24 protein-coding genes are annotated in these 20,084 nt (G+C 73.9%); 15 read left to right on the top strand and 9 right to left on the bottom strand.

All coding sequences use genetic code 11. The features are described from left to right. The first annotated feature begins 170 nt into the window (after window positions 1-170). Window positions 171-527: a nitroreductase/quinone reductase family protein gene (locus DLJ47_RS21140; protein WP_231928614.1), complete on the top strand. Its 357-nt coding sequence runs from the start codon at window positions 171-173 to the stop codon at window positions 525-527. A gap of 10 nt (window positions 528-537) precedes the next feature. Here the strand turns inward: DLJ47_RS21140 and DLJ47_RS21135 are convergent, their stop codons facing one another. Next, window positions 538-1,524: a helix-turn-helix transcriptional regulator gene (locus DLJ47_RS21135; protein ID WP_109901975.1), complete on the bottom strand. Its 987-nt coding sequence runs from the start codon at window positions 1,522-1,524 to the stop codon at window positions 538-540. A gap of 44 nt (window positions 1,525-1,568) precedes the next feature. Here DLJ47_RS21135 and DLJ47_RS21130 point away from each other — a divergent pair, with 44 nt between their 5' ends. Next, window positions 1,569-2,045 carry a hypothetical protein gene (locus tag DLJ47_RS21130; protein WP_109901973.1) on the top strand — a complete coding sequence of 159 codons (477 nt, stop codon included), beginning with the start codon at window positions 1,569-1,571 and terminating at the stop codon, window positions 2,043-2,045. After that, window positions 2,045-2,506 carry a hypothetical protein gene (locus DLJ47_RS21125; RefSeq protein ID WP_109901971.1) on the top strand — a complete coding sequence of 154 codons (462 nt, stop codon included), beginning with the start codon at window positions 2,045-2,047 and terminating at the stop codon, window positions 2,504-2,506. The genes DLJ47_RS21130 and DLJ47_RS21125 overlap by 1 nt, the downstream gene beginning before the upstream one ends. Window positions 2,507-2,514: 8 nt before the next feature. Here the strand turns inward: DLJ47_RS21125 and DLJ47_RS21120 are convergent, their stop codons facing one another. Both DLJ47_RS21120 and DLJ47_RS21115 read right to left on the bottom strand, forming a co-directional pair. Further along, the gene (locus DLJ47_RS21120; RefSeq protein WP_109901969.1) at window positions 2,515-3,165 is read right to left on the bottom strand and encodes a flavin reductase family protein; all 651 of its coding nucleotides are present in this window, start codon (window positions 3,163-3,165) and stop codon (window positions 2,515-2,517) included. Between the two features lie 226 nt (window positions 3,166-3,391). Beyond that, on the bottom strand, window positions 3,392-4,126 hold the full coding sequence (locus DLJ47_RS21115; RefSeq protein ID WP_109901967.1) for a VOC family protein: 735 nt from the start codon (window positions 4,124-4,126) through the stop codon (window positions 3,392-3,394). Between the two features lie 68 nt (window positions 4,127-4,194). Between DLJ47_RS21115 and DLJ47_RS21110 the strand changes: the two genes are divergently transcribed. Further along, the gene (locus tag DLJ47_RS21110; RefSeq protein ID WP_109901965.1) at window positions 4,195-4,719 is read left to right on the top strand and encodes a PadR family transcriptional regulator; all 525 of its coding nucleotides are present in this window, start codon (window positions 4,195-4,197) and stop codon (window positions 4,717-4,719) included. Next, complete coding sequence (locus DLJ47_RS21105) at window positions 4,712-5,335, top strand: GyrI-like domain-containing protein (RefSeq protein WP_109901963.1); 624 nt, start codon at window positions 4,712-4,714, stop codon at window positions 5,333-5,335. The genes DLJ47_RS21110 and DLJ47_RS21105 overlap by 8 nt, the downstream gene beginning before the upstream one ends. Before the next feature lie 202 nt (window positions 5,336-5,537). On the opposite strand, the gene DLJ47_RS21100 is transcribed toward DLJ47_RS21105, so the two are convergent. Next, entirely contained in the window at window positions 5,538-6,536 is a 999-nt protein-coding gene (locus DLJ47_RS21100) for a quinone oxidoreductase family protein (protein ID WP_199235941.1), read from the bottom strand. An 87-nt stretch (window positions 6,537-6,623) separates the two neighbouring features. Here DLJ47_RS21100 and DLJ47_RS21095 point away from each other — a divergent pair, with 87 nt between their 5' ends. Next, window positions 6,624-7,046 carry a MarR family winged helix-turn-helix transcriptional regulator gene (locus DLJ47_RS21095; RefSeq protein ID WP_109901961.1) on the top strand — a complete coding sequence of 141 codons (423 nt, stop codon included), beginning with the start codon at window positions 6,624-6,626 and terminating at the stop codon, window positions 7,044-7,046. A gap of 163 nt (window positions 7,047-7,209) precedes the next feature. Here DLJ47_RS21095 and DLJ47_RS21090 read toward each other — a convergent pair whose 3' ends face one another. After that, window positions 7,210-7,872, bottom strand: a complete 663-nt coding sequence (locus DLJ47_RS21090; RefSeq protein ID WP_109901959.1) for a TetR/AcrR family transcriptional regulator — start codon at window positions 7,870-7,872, stop codon at window positions 7,210-7,212. A gap of 114 nt (window positions 7,873-7,986) precedes the next feature. Here DLJ47_RS21090 and DLJ47_RS21085 point away from each other — a divergent pair, with 114 nt between their 5' ends. The 3 genes from DLJ47_RS21085 to DLJ47_RS21075 are packed head-to-tail and all read left to right on the top strand — an operon-like array spanning window position 7,987 to window position 11,310. Further along, window positions 7,987-9,486 (top strand): flavin-containing monooxygenase, encoded by a 1,500-nt coding sequence (locus DLJ47_RS21085; RefSeq protein WP_109901957.1) that lies wholly within the window; start codon window positions 7,987-7,989, stop codon window positions 9,484-9,486. Further along, complete coding sequence (locus DLJ47_RS21080) at window positions 9,479-10,417, top strand: SDR family NAD(P)-dependent oxidoreductase (protein ID WP_109901955.1); 939 nt, start codon at window positions 9,479-9,481, stop codon at window positions 10,415-10,417. The genes DLJ47_RS21085 and DLJ47_RS21080 overlap by 8 nt, the downstream gene beginning before the upstream one ends. After that, a complete protein-coding gene (locus DLJ47_RS21075) occupies window positions 10,414-11,310 on the top strand; it encodes an alpha/beta fold hydrolase (protein WP_109901953.1) in 897 nt (298 codons plus the stop codon). The genes DLJ47_RS21080 and DLJ47_RS21075 overlap by 4 nt, the downstream gene beginning before the upstream one ends. On the opposite strand, the gene DLJ47_RS21070 is transcribed toward DLJ47_RS21075, so the two are convergent. Continuing rightward, entirely contained in the window at window positions 11,219-12,391 is a 1,173-nt protein-coding gene (locus DLJ47_RS21070) for a low temperature requirement protein A (protein WP_233257930.1), read from the bottom strand. The two genes, DLJ47_RS21075 and DLJ47_RS21070, sit on opposite strands and share 92 nt — an antisense overlap. 227 nt (window positions 12,392-12,618) lie before the next feature. Between DLJ47_RS21070 and DLJ47_RS21065 the strand changes: the two genes are divergently transcribed. The 3 genes from DLJ47_RS21065 to DLJ47_RS21055 all read left to right on the top strand — a co-directional run bounded on the left by DLJ47_RS21065 (window position 12,619) and on the right by DLJ47_RS21055 (window position 15,755). Then, window positions 12,619-13,734: a CapA family protein gene (locus DLJ47_RS21065; RefSeq protein WP_109901951.1), complete on the top strand. Its 1,116-nt coding sequence runs from the start codon at window positions 12,619-12,621 to the stop codon at window positions 13,732-13,734. Between the two features lie 69 nt (window positions 13,735-13,803). After that, window positions 13,804-14,460 carry a GntR family transcriptional regulator gene (locus DLJ47_RS21060; RefSeq protein WP_109901949.1) on the top strand — a complete coding sequence of 219 codons (657 nt, stop codon included), beginning with the start codon at window positions 13,804-13,806 and terminating at the stop codon, window positions 14,458-14,460. Beyond that, complete coding sequence (locus tag DLJ47_RS21055; protein WP_233257929.1) at window positions 14,457-15,755, top strand: MFS transporter; 1,299 nt, start codon at window positions 14,457-14,459, stop codon at window positions 15,753-15,755. Before DLJ47_RS21060 ends, DLJ47_RS21055 begins: the two co-directional genes overlap by 4 nt. A 31-nt stretch (window positions 15,756-15,786) precedes the next feature. On the opposite strand, the gene DLJ47_RS21050 is transcribed toward DLJ47_RS21055, so the two are convergent. Beyond that, window positions 15,787-16,203 (bottom strand): hypothetical protein, encoded by a 417-nt coding sequence (locus DLJ47_RS21050; protein WP_109901947.1) that lies wholly within the window; start codon window positions 16,201-16,203, stop codon window positions 15,787-15,789. Between the two features lie 198 nt (window positions 16,204-16,401). Here DLJ47_RS21050 and DLJ47_RS21045 point away from each other — a divergent pair, with 198 nt between their 5' ends. Beyond that, window positions 16,402-17,487 carry an S-(hydroxymethyl)mycothiol dehydrogenase gene (locus tag DLJ47_RS21045; protein WP_109902025.1) on the top strand — a complete coding sequence of 362 codons (1,086 nt, stop codon included), beginning with the start codon at window positions 16,402-16,404 and terminating at the stop codon, window positions 17,485-17,487. Continuing rightward, entirely contained in the window at window positions 17,487-18,116 is a 630-nt protein-coding gene (locus tag DLJ47_RS21040) for an MBL fold metallo-hydrolase (protein WP_109901945.1), read from the top strand. Before DLJ47_RS21045 ends, DLJ47_RS21040 begins: the two co-directional genes overlap by 1 nt. Before the next feature lie 7 nt (window positions 18,117-18,123). Here the strand turns inward: DLJ47_RS21040 and tsaA are convergent, their stop codons facing one another. Together tsaA and DLJ47_RS21030 are read right to left on the bottom strand one after the other, a co-directional pair. Then, window positions 18,124-18,540, bottom strand: a complete 417-nt coding sequence (tsaA, locus tag DLJ47_RS21035; RefSeq protein ID WP_109901943.1) for a tRNA (N6-threonylcarbamoyladenosine(37)-N6)-methyltransferase TrmO — start codon at window positions 18,538-18,540, stop codon at window positions 18,124-18,126. Further along, window positions 18,537-19,496, bottom strand: a complete 960-nt coding sequence (locus tag DLJ47_RS21030; protein ID WP_109901941.1) for a sensor histidine kinase — start codon at window positions 19,494-19,496, stop codon at window positions 18,537-18,539. Before DLJ47_RS21030 ends, tsaA begins: the two co-directional genes overlap by 4 nt. Before the next feature lie 245 nt (window positions 19,497-19,741). On the opposite strand from DLJ47_RS21030, the gene DLJ47_RS21025 reads away from it, so the two are divergent. Then, window positions 19,742-20,084: VOC family protein (locus tag DLJ47_RS21025; RefSeq protein WP_109902023.1), on the top strand; the 343-nt coding region annotated here is incomplete at its 3' end.

Genomic DNA, 20,084 nt, shown 5'->3' with positions numbered 1-20,084 from the left:
CCCAGGGTGGCACATCCGGACGACGACCACGCCCCCGCACCCTCCCTTGTGGAGTCGGTGCGCGGCCCTCACCCTTCGGTGCGACATCGGCCGGAACCGGCACCGGGGCGGCCCGGCGGCACCTAGCCTGGCGCTGAGGAGCACCACGCGATCGTCGACGGAGGTCAGCGGTGAGCATCGAGGACGCCAGGGACGCCTTTGCCGGTGCCGAGGAAGTGGAGATCACCGTGACCGGCCGGCGGACCGGCCGGCAGATCTCGCACCCGGTGTGGTTCGTGCAGGACGAGCAGAGCATGTTCCTGGTGCCGATCACCGGGTCGGACAGCGACTGGTACAAGAACGTGCGGCAGACCCCGCTGATCGAGGTCGCGGTGAACGGCACCGCGGTGAGCGCGCCCGCCACCCCGATCACCGACGCCGACCGGGTCGACCACGTGGTGGAGATGTTCCGCGCGAAGTACGGCCGCCAGTACGTGGACGAGCACTACCCGAGGCGCGACGTCGCGGTCCAGGTCTCCCTCGGCTGAGGACGGGCGGTCAGCCCGGCGGCTCGGGACGGTAGAGCGCGGCCAGCGCGACGGCGGTGTCCGCGAGCATGGCGCGCAGCTCGGCCGGCGCCAGCACCTCCACCTCGGCGCCGAGCCGCAGCAGGTCACCGTGGGCGTGGGTGAGCGACTCGATCGGCACGACCGTGGTCACCCAGCCGGCGGCGTCCGGCGGGCCGGCGTTGCCCTCCGCCGCGCCGGCCACCACGTCGCTGGCGATCTCCCGCAGCCGCTGCCGGCCGCGCGGGGAGAGCCGGATCGTCGCGTCGTCGCGGTGCAGTTGGGCGCGGAAGCGCACCACGTGCGCCTGCCACCAGGCCGGCAGGTCGAACTCCGCCGGCCGGTCGAAGCCCTCGTCCAGGGTGGTCAGCGCCAGGATCTGGTTGATCCGGTAGGTCGCCGGGGCGTCCCGGCCCGGCCGGTTGGCCACCGCGTACCACCGGCCGCCCTTGAGCACCAGCCCGTACGGCTCCAGCACCCGGTCCACCTCGCCGCTCCAGCTGCGGTAGCGGACCCGGACGCGGCGCTCCCGCCACACCGCGTCGGCCACCGCGGCCAGGTGGGGGGAGGCGTCGCCGTCGGCGTACCAGCCGGGGGTGTCCAGGTGGAATCGCTGCTGGAGCCGGTACGCCCGGTCGGCGAGCGCGGGTGGCAGCGCGGCCTGGAGCTTGAGCTGGAGCGCGGCCACCACCGCGCCGTAGCCCAGCTCGGCGGCGGGCCCGGGCAGCCCGGCGAGGAACAGGCGCTCGGCCTCCTCGGCGGTCAGCCCGGTGAGCCGGGTCCGCCAGCCCTCGACCAGCTGGTAGCCGCCGGCGTGCCCGGCCTCCCCGTACAGCGGAATGCCCGCCGCGTGCAGCGACTCGACGTCGCGGTAGACGGTGCGGACGGAGACCTCCAACCGCTGCGCGAGCTGGGCGGCGGTCATCCGGCCGTGGCTCTGCAGCAGCAGCAGGAGGGAGAGGAGTCGACTGGCTCGCACTCTGCTGACAGTAGTTGTCAGGGGAGCGGTCCTACCGTCCCGGCATGGCATTTCGCGACAAGGATCTGTGGGTGCCGGGGCCGGTGACGGTCGCCGGCCGCGAGCTCAAGCGCTACCACATCGACCAACCGCACCGGCGGATCGAACCGGAGGTGGAGAAGGCCGCGTACGACCTGCTGCCGCGGCTGCTGCCGGCCGCCGACGACGGCACCCCGGCGGCGGGCTGGGTGGTGCTGCACCGGGGCGCCGACACCGGTGCCTACCTGCTGGCGTACACCTGGGTGTGGGACAACGTGGTGCAGGTGCGGATCGCCGCCGCCGGCCAGCCCGCCCTGGACTGCCCGGACGACGACCCGACCCACTTCGTCGAGCAGCACCGGCCGTGGGTCGGCTGCATCTGGGAACTCGGGGTGCTGGAGCACGAGCGGGCCGCCTGGGCCCGGCACGTGCTGGCGCCGGAGCGCCCGGACCTGGCCGGCTGGCGCGCCGACACCCGGGCCGAGGGGCCGGTGGGCCGCTGATGGGCGACTTCGACTTCTTCGTCGGCACCTGGGACGTGGTCAACCGGCGGCTGGTGAAGCGGCACGTCGGCAGCGACGAGTGGGACGAGTTCCCCGGGCGGTCGGTGGCGGGCAGCTTCTTCGCCGGCGCGGGCAGCTTCGACGAGATCACCTTCCCGACCAAGGGCTTCTCCGGCGCCACCGTGCGGATCTACGACCCGGCGGCGGGCACCTGGTCGATCTACTGGATGAACAGCAACCGCGGTGTGCTGGAACTGCCGCCGGTGGTCGGCCGCTTCGTGGACGGGGTGGGCACCTTCTACGCCGACGACGTCGACGAGGGCCGGCCGGTCCGCTGCCGGTTCGTCTGGTCGGCGATCACCCCGACCTCCTGCCGCTGGGAGCAGGCGTTCTCCACCGACGGCGAACGCACCTGGGAGACCAACTGGATCATGGAGTTCACCCGCGCGCCGGCTTCCTGAGCCACCGCTCAGCCGGCCACCGGCGTCGCGCCCGGGCTCAGCCGGTGCGGCATCTCCCAGCCCTCGGCCAGCCGGGACGGGTGCACGTTCTGCCCGCCGCCGAAGAACTCGCAGAACTTCATGATCAGCGGGTCCCAGCGCAGCGGGTCCACGTACGACGTCCCGGGGATGACCAGGTCCTCCTCGACGTACGCCCGCAGCACCTGCACCTCGAACGCGGTGGCGTGCGCTGAGGCGCCGCCGAAGCGGTGCGTCGCGACGACCCGGCACTCGAGCTGGACCGGGCACTCCGCCACCCGGGGTGCCCGGACCAGTTCGGACGGCTGGGCGGTCAGCCCGGCCAGGGCGAACTTGTCCGGCTCGTAGCGGTAGCCCTGGCGGACCTTGTGCTCCGGCACGTCCGGGCGACCGGTGGTGAGCGCGATCCGGTCGACCACGGCCACCATCGTCGCGGACGGCAGGTTGAGCACGCACTCCCGCTCGCGCCGCAGGTTGGCGGTCGTCTGGCCGCTGTCGCCGAGCCCGAGCATGGCGTGCTGGCCCAGCCACCAGGCCGACGACATCGGCGCCAGGTTGGCCGTGCCGTCCGGGTTGCGCGAGCTGACCAGCACCACCGGCGTGCCGAAGTAGAGCACCTTCAGACCGGGAACCACGTGCATTCGTACGCCTTCCACCGCGGGCGCGACCGGGCGTCGCGCCACCGCCGTCGACTCTGCGTCAGGGCGGCCGCCGCCTGCTGGCGGCGATCGGACATCGCGTTCGGCCGCCGGCTCCGGAGCCTGCGCCCGGGCCGGCCGCGAAACGGCGCTGGTGGCGGCGGGGCGGCTAGGCGCGTCGCGTAGTCCGGGGCTGGTGGCCGTAGCGGGCGGCTGGTGAGGATTGGGGTCAGCCGGGGGCGAGGAGGCAGAACTCGTTGCCTTCCGGGTCGGCCATGACCCGCCACCGGACGCTCTGGTCCAGGTCGATGGCGGTGGCGCCGAGAGCCCGCAGTCTGGCCGCCTCCGCCTCGGGGTCGTCACCCGGGTACGGGCGGACATCGAGGTGGACGCGGTTCCACCCGATCTTCACGTCGGGTGTGCGGACGAACCGCAGATACGGGCCGACGCCCTTGGCGGAGCGCAGTACCGCGTTGTGGTCGGTCACCTCGTGCACTGTCCAGTCCATGGCCTCGCCCCAGAAGCGGGCCATGGCTCGCGGATCCGCGCAGTCGACCACCACCGCGGCGATCGGTCCGGTGTCCCGGTAGAGCGGTCGGGGGTCCAGCACGCAGAACTCGTTGCCCTCCGGGTCGGCCAGCACCGTCCATGGCACGTCACCCTGGTCGACGTCGGCGGGCGTCGCGCCGAGCTCCTTCAGGCGCGTGACCACCTCCGCCTGATGGGCCGCCGAGGTGGTGGCGAGGTCGACGTGCACGCGGTTCTTCCCCGTCTTGGGTTCCGGGGAGATGACGAGGTCGATGCAGACGGCCACGGGGTCGGGGTAGACGAAGCCCTCGGGTTCGAGGTTGGTCACGCCGGGTTCCTCGCTGGAGATGCCCCAGCCGAGCGCCTCCGCCCAGAAACCGCCGAGCGCGGAGTCGTCCCGAGCCTTCATGTTGATCTGTACGAGCCGCGCTGCCATGCCGGCGATGCTAGGCCCTGCGTCGAGCCGGCGGCGTGGTGGTCTTATTCTAGCGCTAGAATAGCGTCGTGGAGCTCACGCCGTCCGAACTGGTCGTCCTCGGGCTGATCGTCGAGTCCCCGCGGCACGGCTACGACCTGGAGCAGGTCATCGAGCGTCGCGGGATTCGCCAGTGGACCGAGATCGGGTTTTCGTCGATCTACTACCTGCTCGCCAAGCTCGAGAGCCGCGGGCTCGTCCACGCCCCCGACGCGCCGGCGGCGGCGAAGTCCCGGCGCGTCTTCCACGCCACCGACGCGGGGCGGGAGGCCGCCAGCCGTGGCGCGCTCGCGCTCATCGCGGAGTTGCGCCCCGTCCCACATCCCCTTCTCGTGGGCGTGGCGAACCTGGCCCTGCTCTCCGAACGGCAGTACGCGCAGGCGCTGCGCGACCGACTCGCCCAGGTCGACGCGCGGATCGCCGCCGTCCGGGCGGCCGAGTCGGCGCAAGCCCCCCTCGCGCCGCCGGCCCGCGAGGTCTTCTCCTACTCCCTCAGCCTCCTGGAGGCGGAAAGGTCGTGGCTCGCGGCGCGGGCCCAGGTGCGCGATGACTGACAAGATTGACTTCAAGCGGCAGATCCACAGCTACCGCGCGAGCCGGGGCCGGTTCGAGGTGGTGAACGTGCCCGACCTGCGGTACCTCATGATCGACGGGCACGGCGACCCGAACACCGCGGCCTTCACCGACGCGGCCGAGGCGCTCTACCCGGTGGCCTACAAGCTGAAGTTCGCCAGCAAGCGCATCCTCGGGCGCGACTACGTCGTCATGCCTTTGGAAGCCCTCTGGTGGGCCGACGACATGGCCACGTTCACCGCGTCGCGCGACAAGTCCCGGTGGGACTGGACGCTGATGATCATGGTGCCCGACTGGATCGACCAGGACATGTTCGCCGACGCGGTCGAGCAGGTCGGGGCCGGGGACCGCCCGCGGCGCCTCGACGACGTCCGGCTCGGCCCGCTGTCCGAGGGTCGCTGCGTGCAGACGCTCCACGTCGGCTCCTACGACGACGAGGCCCCGGTGCTGGCGCGGATGCACCACGAGTTCATTCCGGGCAACGGGCTGCGGATGGTCGGCAAGCACCACGAGATCTACCTCAGCGACTTCCGCAGGACCGCCCCCGAGAAGCTCCGCACCATCCTCCGGCAACCGGTCAGCCCGTCACCCTCCTGACCGCGTGACGGTGGGCGCTGGCGGACCTGATCGCATGTCTCGCCGAGCTTCCCGGGCCGCCCGGGTCGCCGTTCTTCCCGACCGGCATGGGAACGATGGCGACCCGGCGGCCCCGGGGCCCCGTCACCCGACACATCGCGACGGCGGTCCAGACGCTGCGTCGCGGCGGCGACGGCCGGAGCCCGAGGCTGTTCGTTGCGTCCTATCCGACCTTGAGGGCCAGCTTCCCGACATAGTGATCACCGAGGGCGCGGTGCGCATCCGCGGCTCGCTCCAGCGGGAAGGTCCGGGCGACGTGGACCTCGAAGGAGCTCGCCTCGATGATCGCGTTCAACCGGTCGGTGGCGGTGCGGCTTCGGTCCCCGTCGTAGTAGGACACCGTCAGGTCCGGCGACCGTACCGGCGTGGGCAGGACACCGTTCGGCCACGCGATCCGCCCCGACTTCTTGATCGCGCGAAGAGAGCGTTCGGCGATCTCGCCGCCCACGGTGACCAGAGCCGCATCGAGCCCGCCTGGGGCGAACTCGAACGCCGCAGCCAGGACATCGTCTCGGCGACCGTCGATGGCGTCGTCAGCGCCCAGCCGCCGGGCCAGGGCGACACCGTCGTCACCGGAGGCCACCGCCAACACCCGGATGCCGTTGTGCCGCGCCAGCTGGACGGCCATGTGGCCGATCCCCCCGCTGGCCCCGAAGACCATGAGCGTCTCGCCCGGCCGCAGGCCGAGCAGATCGAGGCCGCTCAGTGCGGTCAGGGCGTCCCAGGCCATCGGGCCGGCCTGCTCGGTCGGCACCCGGTCGGGCACGCGAGCCACGAACTCCGCCTCGACGACGCCGTACTCGGCGTAGAAGCCGCCCCGCGGCACCGGCATCGTCGCAGCGTAGACACGATCGCCCACGTCGAACCGTGTGACGTTGCGGCCGACCGCGGCCACCGTGCCCGCCGCGTCCCAGCCGAGGACGTAGGGGAAGGTGGACGCGACACCGAACACGCCGTCGTAGTTCCCCGCCCGCTCGCCCGCGTCCCAGGACCCGACCCCCGCGAACTCCACCCGGATGAGGACGTCGTCGTCGCCGACCTGCGGGAGCGGTAGCCGGCGCGACGAGAGTTCGTCGACTCCGCCGAACCGGTCGAGGACGACCGCCTTCATCTCCGGCACCCCGATCGCGCCGCCCACCGTGCCTTCGACGCTGCTCTCCATCGGCCCTCCCGATTTACTTGAGTGAATCAAGGATCATTGAATCACAGCTATTTGAGCGGGTCAAATAACTCCTCTAGGCTGGGAGACATGGCGCTGCCGAATGGACCCGTAACCCCCTCGTCCGAGGCTGAGGCCGTCCTGTTCGACCTGGTCGACGTATACGACCGCGCCTACGAGGCGGCCGCGGCCGAGCTGTCGCTCAGCCCGGCGCAGGCGTGTGTCCTCGGGCGACTCGATGAGCGACGAGGCATGGGCGCCCTGGCCGAGGAGCTCGGCTGCGATGCCTCCAACGTCACCCAGATCGTCGCGCGTCTGGAAGCGCTCGGCCTGGTGACCCGCGAACCGGATCCTCGGGACCGCCGCGCCCGACTCGTCGCGAGAACCCCCCGCGGAGACGAGATCAACCACCGGTTCGCGACAGCCTTCACCTTCGCCCGCACGGCGGTCGGACGACTTTCACCCGACGAACAGGACCAGTTGACGGCGCTGCTGCGCAAGGCACTGGGCTGACCCGCGCCAGCGGCCTCACCCCCTGAGCGGATCCACCGGCTTCACGCAGGGGCCGGCCGCGGCGGTCTCTGGTTGCCGGCCGGCACGCTCGTGGACCCCTGGTGCCCTGCCCCGCATCAGATGATCACGGTCGTCGGGGCGCGACGCGGAATCGTCCGGCGGGTCAGGCAGGTGGGGGAGGGGTGGTGCGGTAGATCGCTGTCAGCCAGACGTCGAGGAGGACATCGACCACGTCGCGCTCGGCCACCGCCGGGCCGTCGCCGGCGAAGGTGGCGTACCAGACCCGCTCGTTCATCGAGTTCAGCGCGATGGCGAGGTCGCGGGCGGGCAGCCCGTCCGGCGCGGCGCCGCGCCGGCGTTCCGCCTCGATCGCGGTCTCGATGGCCTGCACCCAGCGCTCCATCACGGTCGCCCAGAGCCGGCGCACCTCGGCGTTGGTGCCGCGCACCTGGGCGCAGGCCAGCACCACCGCGCGGTGCCCGCCGAACGTCTCGTGGAACCGGGCGATCAGCTCCCGCCACCGGGCCGGCGGATCCTCGGCCAGCCGGACCAGCACGTCGCCGCAGGTCGCCTCGGCCTCCTCGGTGACCCGGTCCAGCAGCGTGAGCAGCACCGCGTCCTTGGACGGGAAGTAGAAGTAGAAGGTCGGCCGGGAGATGCCCGCGCCGCGGGCCAGGTCGTCGATGGAGATGTCGGCGAAGGCCCGATCGTGCAGCAGCCGCTCGGCGGTGGCCAGGATGGCCGATTCGCGCTCGTCCCCCGCGGAGCGGGCCGCGCGGCGTCCGCGCGGGGCCGCGGTCGGAGTGGGCGTACGGGCGGGCGTCATGTCCGGTGACTCTACACCGGATCGACACTGTGTCGATTGGACTCGACAGGGTGTTGACGGGCGTCGACGGCGGTGGATAGTGTCCGGGGTCACCGCCTCGGATCGGGAGATGACATGGCCTCCGACCACGTCGACGTGCTCATCGTGGGTGCCGGCCTCTCCGGCATCGGCGCCGCCTGCCACCTGCGGCTCAACTGCCCCGACAAGACGTACGCGGTGCTGGAGGCCCGGGGCGCGATCGGCGGCACCTGGGACCTGTTCCGCTACCCGGGCGTCCGGTCCGACTCCGACATGTTCACCCTCGGCTACTCGTTCCGGCCGTGGACCGACCCGAAGGCGATCGCCGACGGCGACGCCATCCGCGCCTACGTCCGGGAGACCGCCGACGAGTACGGCGTCACCGAGCACATCCGCTTCCACCACCGGGTGCTGCGGGCCGACTGGGACAGCGCGACCGCCCGCTGGACGGTGCACGCCCGACGCGACGACACCGCCGAGGACGTGGTGCTCACCTGCTCGTTCCTGTACACCTGCTCCGGCTACTACCGCTACGACACCGGCTACACCCCCGACCTGCCCGGCGCGGAGACGTTCACCGGGCGGATCGTGCACCCGCAGCACTGGCCCGCCGACCTCGACCACACCGGCAGGCGGGTGGTGGTGATCGGCAGCGGCGCGACGGCGGTCACCCTGGTGCCGGCCATGGCCGAGCGGGCCGGGCACGTCACCATGTTGCAGCGCTCGCCCACCTACGTCATCGCGCTGCCCTCGCGCGACGTGCTCGCCGACACGCTGCGCCGGTTCCTGCCGGCGAAGGCCGTGTATCCGGTGGTGCGGTGGAAGAACGTCCTGCTCGCCACTGCCAACTTCCAGGCCAGCCGGCGTGCCCCCAACCTGGTCCGCAAGCTGCTGCGGCGCGCCGCCACGAGTCGGCTGCCGGCCGGCTACGACGTCGACCGGCACTTCTCGCCCCGGTACGACCCGTGGGACCAGCGGCTCTGCGTGGTGCCGGACGGCGACCTGTTCACCGCCCTGCGGCGGGGGCGGGCCTCGGTGGTCACCGACACCATCGACACGTTCACCGCGGATGGCATCCGGCTCAGCTCGGGGGAGGAGCTGCCGGCCGACATCGTGGTCACCGCCACCGGGCTGAACCTGCTCGCCCTCGGCGGGATGACGCTGACCGTCGACGGCGCCGAGGTCGACCTGGCCGGCACCGTCGCCTACAAGGGGATGATGCTCTCCGGGGTGCCGAACTTCGCGATGACCATCGGCTACACCAACGCCTCCTGGACGCTGAAGGCCGACCTGGTCGCCACGTACGTCTGCCGGCTGCTGCGCCACCTCGACCGCACCGGCCAGCAGATCGTCACCCCGCTCGCGCCCAGCGACGGCGCGCTGGAACCGATCATCGACCTCAAGTCCGGCTACGTGCTGCGCAGCGTCGACGCGCTGCCCAAGCAGGGCGCCTCGGCGCCGTGGCGGCTGCACCAGAACTACCCCCGAGACGTGCTGCTGATGCGGCACGGCCGGCTGACCGACGTCGGGGTGCGCTTCTCCCGCGCCGCCGCCGACCGGTCCAGCACCCCAGAGAGGAGCACCGCCGGTGCGTAGCTTCGACTTCACCTCGGGCACCGCCGTGGTGACCGGCGCGGCCAGCGGGATCGGCGAGGCCCTGGCGCACGGGCTCGCCCGCCGCGGCAGCGACCTCGTGCTGCTCGACCGGGACGCCGACCGGCTCGCCGCCGTGGTCGCCGCGATCCGCGCGGCCCACCCCGACCGCCAGCTGACCAGCTACCTGGTCGACCTCGCCGACGCCGCGGCCACCGCCCGGGTGGCCGCGGAGATCCGCCAGCGGCACCCGGTGATCCGGCTGCTGGTCAACAACGCCGGCGTCGCGCTCGGCGGCCGGTTCGACCAGGTGACCCTGGACGAGTTCACCTGGGTCATCGAGATCAACTTCCGGGCCGTGGTGCAGCTGACCCACGCGCTGCTGCCGGCGCTCAAGGCCGAGCCCGGCGCGCACCTGGTGAACGTCTCCAGCCTGTTCGGCCTGATCGCCCCGCCCGGCCAGGCCGCCTACGCCGCCAGCAAGTACGCCGTCCGCGGCTTCACCGAGGCGCTGCGCCACGAACTGGTCGACGACGGCATCGGGGTTACCTCGGTGCACCCCGGCGGCATCCGCACCCGGATCGCGCGGAGCGCCCGGATCGGCAGCGGCGTCTCCGTCGAGGAGTACGAGGCCGGCCGCGAGCGGTTCGAGAAGCTGCTCTCGATGGACCCGGCGAAGGCGGCCGAGATCATCCTGCGTGGGGTGGGCCGCCGCCGCGGTCGGGTGCTGGTCGGCTGGTCGGCCAAGCTGCCCGACCTGCTGGCCCGGATCGCTCCCGCCTCGTACGGCCGGTTGTTCGCCCTCGGGTCGGGCCGGGCGGCCGCCGATCCGGCGCGCCGGGCCACCACCGTCCCCGCCCAGCGGCCACCGGACGACCCGGATCCGGCCGCGCCGGGCGACCGGCCCGCCGAGCGGGCGGGGGATCCGGCGTGAGCGCGCCGGCCGGCCCTCGGCACGTCACCGTCGACGGGCGGCGGGTGCGCCACCGGGTCGACGGCGACGGCCCGCCGGTGGTGCTGCTGCACGGCATCGGCCGCAGCCTGCGCGACTTCACCGAGCAGCACGAGCTGCTCGCCGACCGGTACCGGGTGTACAGCCTCGACCTGCCCGGCTACGGCGGCTCGCTGCCGATGGCCGAGCCGTACACGCTGCCCGCGCTGGCCCGGTTCGTCGGCCGCTACCTCGACGCGGTCGGCGTCGAGGCGCCCGCGCACCTGGTCGGCAACTCCCTCGGCGGTGCGATCGCCATGCGGCTGGCCGTCGCCGAGCCGGCCCGGGTGGCCAGCCTCGCGCTGGTCAACAGCGCCGGCTTCGGCCGCGAGGTGACCATGATGCTGCGGCTGCTCGCCCTGCGTCCGCTCGGCCGGCTGCTGCTGCGCCCCAGCCGGGCCGCCGCCCGGCGCACCGAGCGAGCCCTCTTCCACGACGCGGCGTTCGCCACCGCCGAGCGCGTCGCGTACGCCCTCGAGGTGGCCCACCAGCCGTACGCCGCGCGGGTGCTGCTGGAGACCGCGCACAACCTGGGCACCTTCCGGGGCGTCAGCCCGCAGTGGCGGGAGGAACTGCTCACCGAACTGGCCCGGCTCGACGTGCCCACCCTGGTCGTCTGGGGCGACCGGGACCTCATCCTGCCGGCGGCCCACCTGGCGGCCGCCCGCACCCGGCTGCCCCACGCCCGCACCCACCTGTTCACCAACTGCGGGCACATGCCGCAGATCGAGTGCGCCGAGGAGTTCAGCCGGCTGCTGGTCGACTTCTGGACCGCAGCTCCCGCTGCCGAGCCAGCACCGTCACCGCCACCAGGACGAACAGCAGCGCCGCGATGAGGTAGACCGTCGCCGGCGCCCAGGGAGTGGCCAGCACCAGCAGCGCGGTCACCGGGAACGCCACCACCACCATCCCACGCTGCCGGGGCAGCACCCGCAGCACCCAGACGGTGAGCAGGTAGACGGCCGTCGGGACCGCCACGGTGTGCCCGACCACCACGCCGCCGACGTGGGCCAGGTGCCGGTGGTGGTCGACCACCACCTCCAGCCCGGCACCGACCGCGGCGACCGCCGCGAACACCAGGTAGTGCCCGTACCCCCAGCCGAGCGAGGCGGACAGCCGCGCCGGCGCCGCGGCCGCCCGGTCGAAGTAGAGCCACCACAGCGCGAACACGATCACCATGCCCGCCGCCGCCAGCCGCCACAACCCGCCGTCGCCCGCGTCCACGCCGGTCTGGATCGCCACCGACGTCGCGAGCACCACCTCGCCGAGCACGATCAGGGTGAACAGCCCGTACCGTTCGGCGATGTGTCGCGGGTGCCAGGTGGTCATCCCGGGCCGCTCGGCCAACGCCGGCACCAGCAGGTCGGCCAGGGCCAGCACCACGAACGAGCCGATCCGCCAGTCGTCCGGCAGCAGCAGCCGGACCAGCCACCCGAGCTGCACCAGGGTCACCCCGACCGCGTAGCGGACGTCCGCGGGCCGGTGGCCGGGATCGCCGGCGGCCGCCCGCAGCCACTGCGTCACCAGGGCCAGCCGCATCACCACGTACCCGTAGGTGATGGTGGCGAAGTCGCCCTCGGTGAAGGCGCGCGGCACCCCGGCGGCCAGGATCAGCGCGCCGGCGATCTGCACCAGGGTGGTGACCCGGTAGACGTCGTCGTCGGTGTCGTAGGCGGAGGCGAACCAGGTGAAGTTCATCCACGCCCACCAGATCGCGAAGAACACCATCAGGTAGCTGCGCACCGCATGCCCGACGTGGTCCTCGGCCAGGTCGTGGTGCAGGTTCGTGGCCGCCTGCGCCACCGCCACCACGAAGCAGAGGTCGAAGAAGAGTTCCAGCGGCGTGGCGGCGCGGTGCTCCTCGCCGCGGTCGCGCGCGGTCATCGGCCGGTACCACGGCCGCAGCCCACCGGTCACCCGGTACTCCTCGCCGCCGTACCGTCGGTCCCCTTCACCCTAGGCAGCCCAGCGGCCCCGCACGCCGGGTTCCGCGCAGCCGCCGATCCGCCTGACCTGGGCCGGGACCGGGCCGGGCGGGTCGGTGCCGGGTCGGTGCCGGGCCGCCCGCCGGCTGGGTTCGGTTGCTGCGACCGGCCGGGTGGCCGCGGCTGTTTCGAGCGTGCGCGGGGCGGGGAAGCGGACGGATGCCGCCGGACGCGCTGACCCTGTTCCTGGCCGGGGATGTGATGACCGGCCGGGGCGTGGACCGGATCCTGCCCCGGCCCGGCCCGCCCGACCTGCGCGAGCGGGCGGTCCGCGACGCCGACGAGTACGTCGGGCTGGCCGAGCGGGTCAGCGGCCCGATACCCCGGCCGGTGCCGCCGCAGTGGCCGTGGGGCGTCGCCCTGCCGCTGCTGGACGAGCTGCGGCCGGCCGCCCGGATCGTGAATCTGGAGACCGCGGTGACCGGCCGGGGCGAGCACGCCCCCGGCAAGGCCGTGCACTACCGGATGCACCCGGACAACGTGCCGTGCCTGACCGCCGCCCGGCTCGACGTCTGCGCGCTGGCCAACAACCACGTGCTCGACTTCGGCCCGGTCGGGCTCGCCGACACCCTCGACGCGTTGGCCGGGGCGGGGATCGCCACCGCCGGCGCCGGCCGGGACGCGGCGGCGGCCTGGGCGCCCGCCCGGGTGGACCTCGGCGCGGGCCGCCGGCTGCTGGTCTTCTCGGTGGCCGCGCCGTCCAGCGGCGTGCCGCCGCCCTGGGCGGCCACCGCCGACCGGCCCGGAGTGGCGTACCTGCCGGAGATCTCGGTGGCCACCGCCGACCTGCTGGCGGAGCGGATCGCCGCCGTGGCCGGGCCGGGGGACCGGGTGCTGGTCTCCGTGCACTGGGGCGGCAACTGGGGGTACGAGGTGCCGCCCGAGCACGTCGAGTTCGCCCACCGCCTGGTCGACGCCGGGGTCGACCTGCTGCACGGGCACTCGTCGCACCACGTGCGGCCGGTGGAGGTGTACCGGGACCGGCTGATCCTCTACGGCTGCGGGGACCTGGTCGACGACTACGAGGGCATCGGCGGGCAGCAGGCGTACCGGCCGGAGCTGCGGCTGCTCTGGCTGCCGTCGCTCGACCCGGGCAGCGGCCGGCTGCGGGGGCTGCGGGCGGCCCCGGTGCGGATCCGGCGGATGCGGCTGGCGCCGGCCGACCCGGGCGAGGCGGCCTGGCTCGCCAGCCTGCTCGGCCGACTCAGCCGGCTCGGCCGCCGCTTCGACGTCGGCGCCGACGGTCTGCTCACCATGCACCCCGACGCGCTCTGACGGGGTGGCTTGCGCCACGTCCCGGGCACCCGGCTCGGCCCCGGCCGTGGCCGGTCCGATCATAGATACATGACGCATCCCTCGGCCCCGACCACCGCGACCTCGGCGGCCGAGCGGGCCTACCGGCACCTGAAGCGGTCCATCCTGGAGCAGCTCTACCCGGGCGGGCAGTTGGTCAGCGAGGGCGAGATTGCCGAGGCCACCGGCGTCTCCCGCACCCCGGTACGCGAGGCGCTGCTGCGGCTGGAGGCGGAGGGACTGGTCCGGCTCTACCCGAAGCGGGGCGCGCTGATCCGGCCGGTCTCCGCCCGGGAGATCACCGACGTCATCGAGGCCCGCCGGCTGGTCGAGCTGCACGCCGCCGAGCGGGTCTGGCCCCGCCGGGCGGCGCTGCGGGCCGACCTCGCCGCGCGGCTGGCCGAGATGCGGGCCGCGCACGCCGCCGGCGACCTGACCACGCTGATGGCCGCCGACCGCGCCTTCCACGCCACCGTGGTCGACGCCGCCGGCAACGAGATCCTGGCCGAGCTGTACCAGCGGCTGCGGGACCGACAGCTGCGGATGGGGGAGGCGAGCTTCCGGCTCTCGCCCGGCTGGGCCGAGGTGGCGCTGACCGAGCACGCCGCCCAGCTCGCCGCCCTCGACGGCGACGACCCGCAACGCTGGCTCGACACGGTTGCGGCGCACATCGACAACGCCGCCACCGTGCTGCGGACGCTGCGGTGACCGCCGCAACGGCAGCCCGGCAGCGCTCCGGCTGGCTGGTCTGGGGCGTGGCGCTGGGCGCGTACGTCGGGGCGGTGTTCCACCGCAGCACGCTCGGGGTCACCGGGGTCGACGCCGCGCACCGGTTCGACATCAACGCCAGCACGCTGGCCACCTTCTCCGTCGCCCAACTCGCCGTGTACGCGGCCATGCAGGTGCCGGTCGGCGTGCTGCTCGACCGGTACGGCTCGCGCCGGCTGCTGATCGCCGGCGGCGCCCTGATGGTCGCCGGGCAGCTCTGCTTCGCCCTCGCCACCGAGGTGTGGCTGGCGGTCACCGGCCGGGTGCTGATCGGGCTGGGCGACGCGATGACCTTCATCAGCGTGCTGCGGATCGTCGCCCTCTGGTTCTCCGGCCGGCGCTACCCGATGCTGACCCAGCTGACCGGCACGCTGGGCCAGTTCGGCGCCATCCTCGGCGCCGTACCGCTGGTGGCGCTGCTGCACCGGGCCGGCTGGACCCCGGCCTTCCTGGTCGCGGCGGCGCTCGGCGCGACGCTGCTGCTGCTGGTCGTGGTGGCGGTCCGGGACACCCCGGACCGCGAGGTGGCCGCCGGCCCGACGCCGGACCTGGCGACGGTGCGCCGGGAACTCGCCGCCGCGTGGGCGCAGCCGGGCACCCGACTGGGGCTCTGGACGCACTTCGTCACGCAGTTCTCCGGCTCGGTGTTCGCCCTGCTCTGGGGCTACCCCTTCCTGGTGCAGGGGCAGGGGCTGACGCCGACCGCGGCCGCGTCGCTGCTCACCCTGATGACGGTCGCCATGCTGGTGTCCGGGCCGGCGATCGCGCACTTCTGCGCCCGGCACCCGTTCCACCGGTCGGTGCTGGTCTTCGCGATCGCCGGCAGCAGCGCGGCGGTCTGGGCGGTGGTGCTGCTCTGGCCCGGCCCGGCGCCGCGCTGGCTGCTGGTGACGCTGGTGCTGGTGCTCGCGGTGAACGGCCCCGGCTCGCTGATCGGGTTCGACTACGCGCGCTCGTTCAACCCGGTCAGCCGGATCGGCAGCGCCACCGGCGTGGTGAACGTCGGCGGTTTCGTCGCCTCGATCACCCTGGTGCTGGTGGTCGGCGTGGTGCTCGACCTGGCCACCCCGGCCGGCCGGGCCACCCCCGACCTGTCCGCCTTCCGGTGGGCCTTCGCCGCGCAGTACCTGCTCTGGGCGCTCGGCGCGGTGCAGGTGCTCCGCTACCGCAACGCGGCCCGCCGGCAGATCGCCGCGCAGGCGCTCGCCACCCCGCCCGCGGCGACGGCGCCCTGAACCGGCCCGGTCCGCGGCCGGGGCCGCCCGGTCAGGAGCGACGGCGGTGGGTGAGGCCGTCCAGCACCAGGGTCAGGCCGGCGCCGAGCAGCCAGACGTCCTTGGCCAGGCCGATGCCCTGCTGGCTCGGCCGCAGGCTGCCCTGTTCCCGCATCCCGGGCGTCTTGAGATAGAGCTGGGTCAGGCCGGCGGCGAACGCGGTCAGCCCCAGGCCGACCAGCGCCGACGGGATGAACGGCGCGAGCAGGGCGGTGCCGAGCGCGATCTCGGCCCCCGACAGCAGTCGGGCGAACTTGTCCGGCGGGTACTGTCGGAGCTGCGGGATGGCGTTGGTGGCCATCCCGTGCATGCGCTGTGCCGCCTCACCCTCCAGCGACCGCTTGCTCAGCCCGGAATTGAGGACGAACGCGCCGATGCTCACACGCAGCGGCAGATGGCTCACCTTCATGGCGCACTCCCGTCCGACGGCAGGATCGTGCCCCCGCCTACCCGGACCGCGCCGGGATAACCGCCGCGCGGCTCTGGGCCGCCGGTGGTGATCGGCGGTAGTTTCGCCCGAGAGGCTGATCCACCGGGTCGCCGTGGCGCGGTGGCGGCGGATCCCGACACCACGGCGGCGCGTCGCGCCGCGGAGCAGGAGGAGACCGTGAGCCAGCAGGTCCGGGGAGTCATCTCCCGCAGCAAGGGCGCACCCGTCGAGGTGACCACCATCGTGGTGCCCGACCCGGGGCCGGGCGAGGCGGTGGTGCGGGTGCTGTCCTGCGGGGTCTGCCACACCGACCTGCACTACCGCGAGGGCGGCATCACCGACGACTACCCCTTCCTGCTCGGCCACGAGGCGGCCGGGGTCGTGGAGGAGGTCGGGGCGGGCGTCGACGCCGTCGCCCCGGGCGACTTCGTGGTGCTCAACTGGCGGGCCGTCTGCGGCGTCTGCCGGGCCTGCCGCCGCGGCCGGCCCTGGTACTGCTTCGCCACCCACAACGCGGCGCAGAAGATGACCCTCACCGACGGCACCGAACTGGCCCCGGCGCTCGGCATCGGCGCGTTCGCCGAGAAGACCCTGGTCCACGCCGGCCAGTGCACGAAGGTCGACCCGGCCGCCCGGCCCGCCGCGGTGGGGCTGCTCGGCTGCGGGGTGATGGCCGGCCTCGGCGCGGCGATGAACACCGGCGGGGTCACCCGCGGCGACTCGGTGGCGGTGATCGGCTGCGGCGGGGTCGGCGACGCGGCGGTCGCCGGCGCGACGCTGGCCGGGGCGACCACGATCATCGCGGTGGACACCGACGCCCGGAAGCTGGAGTGGGCCCGCCGGTTCGGCGCCACCCACACCGTGAACGCCTCCGCCGAGGATCCGGTCGAGGCGATCCGCGCCGCCACCGGCGGCTTCGGCGCCGACGTGGTGATCGACGCGGTCGGCCGGCCGGAGACCTGGAAGCAGGCGTTCTACGCGCGCGACCTGGCCGGCACCGTCGTGCTGGTCGGCGTGCCGACGCCCGAGATGACCGTCGAGGTCCCGCTGCTGGACGTCTTCGGCCGCGGCGGGGCCCTCAAGTCCAGCTGGTACGGCGACTGCCTGCCCAGCCGCGACTTCCCCATGCTCACCGCGCTCTACCTGCAGGGCCGCCTCGACCTCGACGCCTTCGTCACCGAGGAGATCGCGCTCGACCAGGTGGAGGAGGCGTTCGCCCGGATGCACCGCGGCGACGTGCTCCGCTCGGTGGTGGTCTTCTGATGGCCGCCCGGATCGACCACGCCGTCACCGCCGGCACCTTCTCGCTGGACGGCCAGACCTTCGACGTGGACAACAACGTCTGGGTGGTCGGCGACGACACCGAGTGCGTCGTCGTCGACGCGCCGCACGACGTCGACGCGATCCTGGCCGTCGTCGGCGGCCGGCGGGTGCGGGCGATCCTCGCCACCCACGCCCACGACGACCACGTCCGGGTGGCCCCGGCGCTGGCCCGGGCCACCGGCGCGCCGGTGCTGCTGCACCCCACCGACCGGGTGCTCTGGGACCAGGTGCACCCGGACGAGGCACCCGGCGGCGAGTTGCGCGACGGCGACACCGTCGAGGTGGCCGGCGTCGCGCTGACCGTGCTGCACACCCCCGGGCACAGCCCGGGCGCGTGCAGCTTCCACGCGCCGGCGCTCGGTGCCGTGTTCACCGGGGACACCCTGTTCGCCGGCGGGCCGGGCGCCACCGGTCGCTCGTACAGCGACTTCGGCACGATCATCGACTCGATCCGGAACCGGCTGCTCACCCTGCCCCCGGTGACGGTCGTGCACACCGGCCACGGCGAGAGCACCACCGTCGGCGCGGAGGCGCCGCACCTCGCCGAGTGGCTGGCCCGGGGCCACTGAGCGCCGGTCAGCGTTCGTCGGGCGGACCCAGCACCGGCTTGACGTCCAGCACCGGGGTGCCGTCCAGCGCCTCCAGGTCGGCGACCCGCACCCGCAGCCCGTCCACCGCCAGCACCCGTACCCGGTGCAGGCCGATCGGGTTCGGCCGGTGCGGCGACCGGGTGCTGAACACCCCGGTCTCCGGCCGGGACGCGTCGCCGCGCGGATGCACCGCCAGCACGTCCCGGCGGGCCCGGTCGAGCCAGGTCAGCACCAGCACCTCCGCGCCGACGCGCAGGTCGCGCAGGGCCGTGGCCACCTCCGGCGCGAAGTCCAGGTACGCCTCCGGCGCGCCCTCGTCGCCCTGCCGGGGCGCGGCCGCCGGGTCGGTCAGCGGCGAGGCGACCCGCCCGACCGGACGCAGCAGGAAGGCCCCGTCGGTCATGACGTCCGCCGCATGTACAGCCGGACCGTCGTACCGGCCGGGGAGGTGTGCAGCCGCACCAGGTCGCAGAGCGCGTGCACGATGACCAGTCCCCGCCCGCCGACGCCGTCCGCCGCCGGGTTCACCCGCCCGGCCATCGGGTCGGTCAGCCAGCCGTGGTCACGAAGCTCGCAGACCAGGTGCGCGACCGTCCGCCACACGTGCAGCACCCCGCGGCCCCCGCCGTGCGCGACGCTGTTGGTCGCCAGTTCGCTGACCGCGATCTGCAGGTCCGCCACCCGGTCCGCGGCCAGCCCGGCCGCCGTGGCGTGGTCGGCGACGAACCGGCGTACGTCGGAGAGCGTGTCGACCTGGTAGTCCAGTGCCGCGGCCGGCTCGGCGGGCGCGGGCAGCGGCGCGTTGTAGCGGGCCACCACCTCCGCCGGGGCGTAGTCCGGGCTGGGCCGCCGCCCCGCGCGATCCACCAGCACCGGGTGCGTGACGCACGCGTCGGCCAGCGCCGCGTCGTCCAGCGCGGCCACGTCGTACGGGCAGAGGATGGTCGCCGCGCGACCGGCGAACACCGCGTTGATCATCGCCTCGTGCTGGGCGCAGGCCGGATACTCCACCTCGCTGCGCCCGGCCCAGATCGGCTCGCCGATGATCCGCACCCGCCGGCCGGGATGCCGGTCGGCGAACGCCTGCAACACCCACGGGATGATCCGCCCCGGGTTGCGGCCCGCCTCGGTCATGTCCGCCCAGCGCACCCGCTCGGTGCCGCCCACCGCCGCGCGGACCCGTCGCAGGTTGGCGCCCGGCATGGCGACCAGCACCGGTTCGCCGGCGGCCAGCCCGGCCTCGACGAACGGGACCGTGCCGGCCAGCAGGTCGTCGCCGTCCCGGTAGAAGAGCCCCTCGTGGACGAACCCAACGGCCGGCGCTGTCCCCTCCGGCACCGTCCGGTCCGGCACGGTCATGCGGGCCGCCCCGGCCCGCCCGGCGTGCCATCGGCGGGGTCCGCCACCGTCGCACGCGTCGCGGGCCGGCCGGCGGCACCGATCCGCGCAAACCGGCCGTACCGCCCCAGGTGGCCGTAGAGCACCTGGTCGGCCACGTCGGCAGCAGTCACCTCATCGCCTTCCGGTCGGAGCCCTCACTGTAGCCCGGCCCGACCGCCCGCCTGACCACCGACCTGTCGTCGTACTGGGTAGGCTCCCCGGTCATGGCCGATGATCACACCCGTCCGCCCGCCGTACGTCAACTCCGCCTGGTGGTGGAGGCCGAGGACTACGCCGCGGCGGTGGCGTTCTTCCGCGACGCGCTGGGCCTGCCGGAGCAGGCGGCGTTCACCGGCGAGGGTGACGCGCGGGTGGTGATCCTGGACGCCGGCCGGGCCACGCTGGAGATCGCCAACCCGGCGCAGAAGCGGATGATCGACGAGGTGGAGGTGGGGCGGCAGGTGGCCCCGAAGCTCCGGGTGGCGTTCGAGGTGGACGACAGCCGGGCGGCGACCGACCGGCTGGTCGCCGCCGGTGCCACCGAGATCGCGCCGCCCACCGTGACAC

The sequence above is a fragment of the Micromonospora sp. S4605 genome (assembly GCF_003176715.1).
GTDB lineage: Bacteria > Actinomycetota > Actinomycetes > Mycobacteriales > Micromonosporaceae > Micromonospora > Micromonospora echinaurantiaca.
Note: the sequence above shows the minus strand (reverse complement) of the source record. Positions and strands in the feature narration are given on the sequence as shown.